Consider the following 8428-nt stretch of genomic DNA (forward strand, 5'->3'; position numbering starts at 1 on the left):
CGCTTGAGCAATTTGAGGGCTCCGCGCCCGGCGCGCTTGCCCAAAACGAAACCAACGAATATGAAAACCAGACCCGCAGACTCTCGTTATGAATGAGGGAGCCTCGGGGGGCAGGTCAATCTGGCCATTGCCATTGCGATCAATGGCCAGCAACGCATCATCCGGCGACACCCAGCCCATATGTTCCCTGAACCCATCCGCGTCCAGATCGAAATGGACCTCCGAGTCATGAATAGATATCAACTCGACCCCGTCCCCATCCATATCAATAACGACCGGGTCAAATAGGGAGACAATAAGGTCCTCGAGATCTTCAATCCAACTTGGAACTACGATCTCATGAGCTGCATTTAATATTTCTTGAGCTATAGGTGATATAGCTTCAATTATATTCTCGGCGTTTTGTACTATTGCGTCTACAATGGATTCGACCAGCCCAACCACAGCCGATACCGCTACGCCAGCTGCACTAGCAATTTCCTCAATCACACCACTTTCAATAAGCTGACGAACTACGTATCCGGCCGCGCTCCCCAAAGCGCCCGCTATCAAAGGGTCCCCAGCACTCCCACGCCAACAAAGCCAAGATGTGCGCCAACCACAGCAGAAACGGCTATGCTGAACATCAATTCAGCCGCCTCAGCCGTAGTCATACCATCCCCGTCGTCAATATCTGGAATTGATGTGACGATCCCTTCAAACAATCCGATTGCAGTACCCGTCTGCAATGCTGCAATGCGATTGGCTGGCATCGGTACCTTCCCAAGTATCCAGCTCAAACCAAGAGAAAATATATTCATTCTTCACCCCACTCCAATATTTAGGCTTTTATATAGCGCCATCTAATTTTAAAATCGATTCGACAACACTAGATCTTTCAGGAGGGCTAAAGCTACTAAGGTATATATAGCAATTATTTCCAGACGCCCTCATTAGTGCTGGAAGAACAAATGTACGTCTCTTTTTGAGCTTAATCTCAACGAGCATGGGATCACCTTTTTCATTCGGAAGATGGACGCTTTCTATTTCGTCAGCTGATATAGTAAATTTGAGAGGACTGATCTCTATTCCTCTTTTGCTGATAGAAAGATATCTTGCGCGAGAAATATAGTAGGTATACGAAACAGAAAGCAAAGTAATAAAAAATAAGTAAAAATAAATACGATAATCCGTGGAATTTCCCGATAGATAAAAAGATACAAAAACTGCAAAAAATAGGAACCACAGAAACGCGGATGCAAATATGTTTAATTTATTTGATATCTTATATGATTTCTGCAAAGTTAATCCTCGTTCTCCCAAACCCATTACGAGTTTAATCTCAAATTTTGCGGGCTACTAATTGCAAAAAATTGTTCGCGAGATAGCTGACTCTGGAAACCAGCCGATTCAGACACAAACGAAAAAGAAATCGAAAACCAAACACCCCACGACGGCAGCATTCACGTTTGGACCTGACTCGTCAACCAAACTCTCAGCGGCAGCTTGTGGCGTTTATCACAGGTCAGTCTTAGGGAGTTAGGGTGTGGTGTGCCGCACAGATATAAGTGACAAGCATCCCCTCATCATATTTTACAGCAGTGGCGGTCAGCCTCCCTCTTTGCGATACAGCTTTTGCGAGTAGGTTGGAATTTTGGAACTGTGCAAGATAGCTTATCAGGGCATTGGGATTTCAGGCTTCAGGTCCAACATGATATCAGGTCTTAGGGCTGCTTTCGAGGCGGCTCTTCAACAGCACAAGGAGTTGATGGGCGAGGTTTTTCTGGTGTTTCCAAAGTTGGACATTCACGACGATTCCAACTTCTGGGCCTTGGTGGAGCGGGATCGTGGCGCGCATGTTATTCGTGTGAGCGGTGGCGTTGTCAGCGCGGTGGAAGAGCTGTGGAGTGAGGCATTTGCAGACCAGACATTTCTCGCTGGTGCCGATATGCCTTTTGTTGCCCGCAACGACGATGCCATTCACGTCTCTCTTACCTGGCTGATGCTGCACGAATTGCAGCATGTAACACTTGGCCATTTTGATTTGCTCGGACAGCACTACGTGGGGTCGAGTGTAGCTGAGTGAGAAATGACACCCTCTCATGAGCATTTTTGATTTTCCCGACATGATGAAACTACCCCGCTGGCGCGGGATGGTCAAAGTTTGTAGCCTGTGCAGGCGCTGGAGACGGTAGGCCGAACCGATGGTTGTCATTCTCTCATCCGCGGATTGGATACCGCCTGACCAAATTCGATACGGGTGACCTCCCTCTAAGACCGGATGTTTGTCCCAAAGCGTAGACCGAGGATTTCCCTATCCATGGCCCCCATCTCCAGCGTACTACACAGGCAGGCTGAGTGGGCGGTCAGACCGTCAGTGGCGTCTTGCGAGCGATATCCCAGATGAACCCGGCTAGTTCCCGCGCGATTGCCGCCAATACGCGGGGTTGCGGTTTCCCGGTTCGGCGCAGATGACGGTACCGCTCGCACAGTCTGGTTTGCGCCTTCCAGCCAATATCCTTGATCTGCTGCGGCAGATGTGCCGAGCGCTTCAGGTACGGATGCCCTTCCTTGGGTGGATGGGAGAGTGTCCGGTCTTTTGTGTATGACTGATCCGGTTCATGCTTCACCGAAAGGAAGCATGAATGACTATCTCAAAGGAAATTCTGGATGAACTTCTTCAGGGCGTTGAGCGCGCTGAAGACCTGCTCGGCGATGCCGGGCTGATGAAAGAGCTGAAGATCAAGCTGATGGAGCGGATGCTGGGCGCCGAGTTGACCGCACACGGCACTGGCCCGCGAGTTGCTGTTCGCCCTGCACAATATTGGTGAGGATGATCCCCTGGACAGCTATTTCCAGCCAATGTTTCAGGCCCTGGCCGCTGAAGCCTGGCGCCTAGCCTGTACCCCTTCGCCAACCTCTATGCCTGAGCCTCGGACCGACCTGGTGCGCAAAGCCCTCGACCTGACGCTTGGCAGTCTGGAAAGCAACTTGACCATGGACGAACTTGCCAGTGTGCTCGCCACCACACCCCGAACCCTGTCCCGCCGCTTCATGGATGAACTCGGCATGCCCTGGCGCGCCGCCCGCCAACGCCTCAGGATGATCCGCGCTCTTGAAACCATGGCCCAGGACACCGCCCCGGTAACCGAGATCGCGCTTGACATCGGCTACACTTCCACATCTGCCTTCAACACCGCATTCTGCCAGTTCACAGGCCAAACCCCCACCCAGTTTCGCGCAAGCTTGCGCCGTTAGGTCAGCTAGGCCATCAAACACATATCTACGCTTGTTTTCCCCGCCCCATACCTGCTAGACCCACCGGTGGAGACGTGGCCGAGTGGTCGAAGGCGCTCCCCTGCTAAGGGAGTAAACGTTAACGCGTTTCGAGGGTTCGAATCCCTTCGTCTCCGCCACCCACACATTTTATCCTTGTTTTTCAGATTGATACTGCAAAACAAGGCTTTGTGCAACTTGCGCTGCTACAATAGGCTGCTACAGTAAGCTCCATGAATCCACGTGTATCAGTCCCCAAAATCTTCCTGCGTGGGAACAAGTGGTACGTCCGTGTGCAGGTACCAAAGTCGATGCAGGAACGCCTGAAGCGCAAGGAATACTGGGTTTCCCTGCGAACTTCTGATCGGGCAGAAGCATTGCAACATGCAACCGCTGCCACCCAGAAGAAGCGGCGTGAGATATCTGCGGTGTATCGAAGGCTCAGCGCCATCAAGGAAACGTTCCACGAACTGGATGCTGACCAGCAGTTGGCGTTGGGCCGAGAAGCCTATGCAACACATGTCCGTGGCGGTGCCGATCTTATTGCGGAGTTCGAGGCCAGCAGCTTCGATACGCTGAAGGCATTCACAGAAGCCCGATCCGAAACGGTTGATGATCTCGTCGCGAGATTGCGACTGGCACGATCTGATACCCCGCACATTCGCGTCATGGCTCATACGCTGATGGAAGAGAACGGTATAAGGCTGCCAGAGGGATCACTGGCGTTCCAGCAACTATTGGAAATCTGTGCCGACACATTCATTGAAGCGAAACGGAATGAACTTGCCCAATTGCGAGGTCGTGCAGTGCATGATGCCCCGAATCCGCATTATGTGGATGCGGTGACGGGTGGACCAAAAGCGTACGTTTCCTTGGGTGATCAACTTGCCCTACCACCCGAACCAACGCCGAGCCTAACCGCGTTGATGGAGAAGTTCTTAGATAACCCGACTAAGCTGCGGACTGACAAAACCAAAAGGTCGATTAGAGCGTATCTCGGTGTGGTTTTCCAAATCCTTGGAGATGACAAACCCGTCGACGAGATCACGGAAGAAGATTGCGAACAGGTGCGCGATCTGATCGCCAGACTCCCGCCGAATTTCATGAAACTGCCAGATGCAAATAAGTTGACTATCGAAGAGTTGGCAGCACGTGCAGAACGCAAGGGTATGGCAAAATTGTCCCCGACTGGCGTGAACAACTACTTACGGTGGCTGCTGACGTTCCTGAGTTGGTGTCACCGCAAAGGTAAGATGGTTAAGATGCCAACCGCATATGCTGAGATCGCAATCGCAGACCCAGTGCGCAAAGAGGACAAACGGGCCGCGTTCTCCAACGACCAGTTGAATGTCATCTTTTGCAGTCAGGTCTATCAGGAGCAACAACGCCAAAGCAGCCTATTCTGGGTGCCGCTGATCGCCATCTGGAATGGGATGAGGTCCAATGAGATATGCCAGTTGGATGTTGCTGATATCAAGCTTGAAAAGAACATCTGGGGTTTCGATATCACACACATCAGCGCAACGGGGGGTGACGACAAATCTGTCAAGACAGGGAGTTCAATTCGTTTTGTTCCGATGCACCCTCGACTGATTGACTTTGGTCTCTTGGATTTCCACCGCGAACGGCCACCGCAGGCAAAACTATTCGGGGACATCACCCGTGGGTCAGACGGTTACTACTCGACCAATTTTAGCAAGAAAGTGAACCGCTATCTTAAGGCTATTGGGACGCATGGACCGAAGCACAAATTCCATTCGTTCCGTCACAATTTCAGGGACGCCCTTCGAGAGGGTCGCGTGGACTCCGAGGTCGGCAAGGCGCTCGGCGGTTGGACTAGAGGAAACACGAGCGCCTTTGACATCTATGGCAACGGTTTTCGCGTTTCCCGTCTAAAGGATGAAATTAACAGGGTCGATTACCCCGAAGTGGATTGGTCCTGCGTCATGGCCCGATAATGCACCCCCTGTTCACTTTAGAATACCAAGGCTAATGTCCTTGAAAAAAATGGATTTCCGATGACTGGCAAATACGACGATCTCAACAAGACCCAACTGATCGAGCTTTTGGAAAAGCACGACCGCACCAAGAAGCTTGGGCTGGTGTGGGAACGGGATGAGATCGATGCTGACAAGGCATTGGATCACGACTTCATCGTCGCCCAGATCGACGGTGATTTGTCGGACAAACCCGCACCTTGGGACAATCTGGTGATCGAAGGCGACAACTATGACGCCTTGCGCTGGCTGCGGATGACACATCGGGGGCGGGTGAAGTGCATCTACATCGACCCGCCCTACAACACGGGCAACAAGGATTGGGTCTACAACGACCGCTACATGAGTGCGGATGATCGGTTCCGTCAATCTACATGGTTGGAGTTCCTCTACCGCCGCCTGATGTTGGCACGTGACTTACTGGCCGAAGATGGTGTGATCCTGATTTCCATCAATGATGATCAGAGGGCCTTGTTGGAGTTGATGGCGGATGAGGCGCTACCAGGGATGCGGGTTGGTTCGTTTGTCTGGCGAAATAGAACTGGAGGAAATGACGCCAAAGGTGCGTTTTACAACGACAACCACGAACACGTTCTTGCATATTGCAAATCTGACTTTCGTTTTGTCGGAAACCTTCGCAATGAGGCAGCGTATTCCAACCCAGATGACGACCCACGAGGGCCGTGGACGAAAGATAATCTGACCAAAGCCCACGACCGCTTTCAAAGGCCAAATACCTACTACCCAGTCCTTGATCCTGAAACTGGCGTTTGGTATCCGTGCAATCCTGATCAGGTTTGGCGTTACCCGAGTAGGTTAAACAAAGAGGAACGATCCTTCGCGGAATTGTTGGACCAGGATAACTCAGGTGCTGTGAAGTGGTGGCTGCGCAACCCCGAGAATGAGACTTGGGCGACACGGTTAATGTTACCATCTGGGAAACGCTTTTTCCCCGACTTCGTTGTCGGTATCGCGGGACGCACGAGTACCGACGGCATTGCACTAGTCGAAATAAAGGATGATGGCAGCACAGGGCGGCTTCAGTCGGACAACAATATAGAAAAAATCAGGGTACAGCATCGCGAGTACAAAAACGTTTTCTGGACATATCGTTCTGATGGAGTTTGGGTCCGTGCGGCCTATGAAGGCAGCCTTCATCGTATCGTCGATCAGAAGCGGTTCGAGATCGCGGAGATTGTCTTCCTCGACTGACGTTACAGTATAAACATTGCCTCAATGACGCCGATATGCCGTGCGGGATCAAACGCAGCAGAGGCGTCATTCACGATGTGATTGATCTCAAGACGGTAGAGTTCGCTTACCGCTAATGCCATCTTCTCTGGTGACGGCTGTGCTTGCAGATCGTTCACGACCTGCTGCACGGCTTCAACAACCAGCTTGAGGCGGTCGATGTCGATAGTAGACGGCTTTGTCACGATGCTACCCTCCACCAGTGCCGATGCAGACACCTCATACAGAGCGGCCAGCATTTCCAGACGGTCCATGGTGACCTTGGACAATCCATTCTCCATGCGTGAGAAGCTGGCCCCACTGATGCCGATGCACTCGGCAGCCTGCTCAAGGGTGAAGCCTGCCTGTTCTCTTGCCTGTTTGAGTGTCTGGTAGATCGCCACGGGGTTGGTCTCTTCTTCAAATACACTTCCATCCTTACATTTTTTGCAACACTCGTGAAGCCTATTCGCTGTCATCACGAACAGGGTAGCGAATCACTTACGAAAAACGTAATAATGTAAGTCATGAGACTCAATGACTTCTTGACTGCTGAGAACACTTCCATGGGGGACTTTGCGAAGACTGTTGGCACCACCACAGCCACGATCAGCCGCGTTGCTGACGGCATCGTCGTCCCTCGCAAAGACCTGATGCACCGTATCAACGTCGCAACCAAAGGTCTGGTCACGCCGAACGATCTGGTTGGCATCTATTGCACTCAGGCATGTCCGAACGTCGAAGACCAAAAGAAGGGGAAGAGCAGCAATGAGTGACGAAGCATTGGGAGGCTGGGTTATCTTCGGGGTGATTGCCGCTGTGCTGGTAGGTGCGGGCTTCTGGATCGCCAACGGGATTGAACGTGAGAACGTCCGCGACTGCCTTGCTCAGAGTAGCCAGAGGTACGGTATTGCACGGGGGCATGACGTTTATCTTACGGATGTCGTGGAGGTGAATGTTCACCGATCCTACCCAGACGGGACGGCCACACGGTTTGTTAAGTATCGGGTCCAAGGATCACAGGACATCCAGTCGACGACCTGTCTGTGGTGATGGCTACGATACCGCACCTGAATGCCACCCCATCAAGTCCCACAAGAATCAAAACCGCAGACCAGCGTCGGCACAACACATCAAACAACTTGAAACCAAACACTCGGGAGACATTCATGAAATCTATCATCACCTTCGCCGCTCTGATTGCCGTCACAGCCTGCGCAGAGGTTTCAACGACACCCGACCCGATCACTGAGGCCGTTTCAGGCCGTACGCTGGTTGCTGGTGACACACGCCTCACTGCTGGTGCGAACGGAACTTTGGTTGGCACTCTGGCCAATGGTGACACACTGTCAGGCACATGGCGGATCAGTGGTGGGAAATGGTGCCGCACCCTGACCCAGCCTGCGCGGTTTGCAGGGCCAGAGGTCTGCCAAGATGCAGCTTTGGCAGATGGGCAATTGGTGATCGTCGGATCAAACGGTAGCCCGACGACATACCTGATTGAATAGATCGCCAGTGAATACCAATCTCTTCACAGCCAAGACATTGCACAGAGGTCCTTGATGAAGACTCTATTCACAACTTTAGTTGCCCTGTGTGTTGCAGGGGTATCCAATGCGCAGAACGTCGATGGTCTGTATCAGCCATCTGGTGTGGATTGGTCTTGCTCATCTGATCAGATCGGCGTGGATGGCGGTGCTTTGGCGATTCAAAATGGGGTCTTTGAGGGCGTAGAAAACCGCTGCGATCTAACGAACCCGCAGTCTGATGGTCGTGGTACCATATTTGCGGCGACCTGCTCCGCTGAGGGAAGCACATATGAGCAGCCGCTGACCTGCCCCCCGAGGCTCCCTCATTCATAACGAGAGTCTGCGGGTCTGGTTTTCATATTCGTTGGTTTCGTTTTGGGCAAGCGCGCCGGGCGCGGAGCCCTCAAATTGCTCAAG

The 8428-nt window shown here is 52.2% G+C and carries 10 protein-coding genes, 1 tRNA gene and 1 pseudogene; 9 read left to right on the forward strand and 3 right to left on the reverse strand.

The genetic code is table 11. The features are described from left to right. On the reverse strand, positions 1 to 489 hold a 489-nt coding region (locus tag ACW9UQ_RS17820), incomplete at its 3' end, for a hypothetical protein (RefSeq protein WP_458932349.1). 59 nt (positions 490 to 548) lie between these two features. Continuing rightward, complete coding sequence (locus ACW9UQ_RS17825) at positions 549 to 800, reverse strand: hypothetical protein (protein WP_458932350.1); 252 nt, start codon at positions 798 to 800, stop codon at positions 549 to 551. Between the two features lie 833 nt (positions 801 to 1633). Here ACW9UQ_RS17825 and ACW9UQ_RS17830 point away from each other — a divergent pair. From ACW9UQ_RS17830 to ACW9UQ_RS17855, 6 genes and pseudogenes are all read left to right on the forward strand, one after another. Further along, positions 1634 to 2065 carry a hypothetical protein gene (locus ACW9UQ_RS17830; protein ID WP_458932351.1) on the forward strand — a complete coding sequence of 144 codons (432 nt, stop codon included), beginning with the start codon at positions 1634 to 1636 and terminating at the stop codon, positions 2063 to 2065. Positions 2066 to 2624: 559 nt separating this feature from the next. Continuing rightward, positions 2625 to 2765 (forward strand): annotated as a pseudogene (locus ACW9UQ_RS17835) (IS256 family transposase); the annotation flags it as partial. Between the two features lie 16 nt (positions 2766 to 2781). Continuing rightward, positions 2782 to 3237, forward strand: coding sequence for a helix-turn-helix domain-containing protein (locus tag ACW9UQ_RS17840; RefSeq protein ID WP_458932352.1), 456 nt, complete (start codon positions 2782 to 2784; stop codon positions 3235 to 3237). Positions 3238 to 3305: 68 nt separating this feature from the next. After that, a tRNA-Ser gene (locus tag ACW9UQ_RS17845) sits at positions 3306 to 3395 on the forward strand. A gap of 93 nt (positions 3396 to 3488) precedes the next feature. Then, a complete protein-coding gene (locus ACW9UQ_RS17850; RefSeq protein WP_458932353.1) occupies positions 3489 to 5213 on the forward strand; it encodes a DUF6538 domain-containing protein in 1725 nt (574 codons plus the stop codon). A 60-nt stretch (positions 5214 to 5273) separates the two neighbouring features. Continuing rightward, entirely contained in the window at positions 5274 to 6464 is a 1191-nt protein-coding gene (locus ACW9UQ_RS17855) for a site-specific DNA-methyltransferase (protein ID WP_458932354.1), read from the forward strand. Between the two features lie 2 nt (positions 6465 to 6466). Here ACW9UQ_RS17855 and ACW9UQ_RS17860 read toward each other — a convergent pair whose 3' ends face one another. Next, complete coding sequence (locus ACW9UQ_RS17860; protein ID WP_458932355.1) at positions 6467 to 6886, reverse strand: helix-turn-helix domain-containing protein; 420 nt, start codon at positions 6884 to 6886, stop codon at positions 6467 to 6469. A gap of 162 nt (positions 6887 to 7048) precedes the next feature. On the opposite strand from ACW9UQ_RS17860, the gene ACW9UQ_RS17865 reads away from it, so the two are divergent. The 3 genes from ACW9UQ_RS17865 to ACW9UQ_RS17875 all read left to right on the forward strand — a co-directional run bounded on the left by ACW9UQ_RS17865 (position 7049) and on the right by ACW9UQ_RS17875 (position 7990). Next, positions 7049 to 7258 carry a hypothetical protein gene (locus ACW9UQ_RS17865; protein ID WP_458932356.1) on the forward strand — a complete coding sequence of 70 codons (210 nt, stop codon included), beginning with the start codon at positions 7049 to 7051 and terminating at the stop codon, positions 7256 to 7258. Next, positions 7251 to 7535 carry a hypothetical protein gene (locus tag ACW9UQ_RS17870; protein WP_458932357.1) on the forward strand — a complete coding sequence of 95 codons (285 nt, stop codon included), beginning with the start codon at positions 7251 to 7253 and terminating at the stop codon, positions 7533 to 7535. Before ACW9UQ_RS17865 ends, ACW9UQ_RS17870 begins: the two co-directional genes overlap by 8 nt. 116 nt (positions 7536 to 7651) lie before the next feature. Beyond that, positions 7652 to 7990: a hypothetical protein gene (locus ACW9UQ_RS17875; protein WP_458932358.1), complete on the forward strand. Its 339-nt coding sequence runs from the start codon at positions 7652 to 7654 to the stop codon at positions 7988 to 7990. Positions 7991 to 8428: the final 438 nt, after the last annotated feature.

This window comes from Halovulum sp. GXIMD14793 (genome assembly GCF_054457435.1).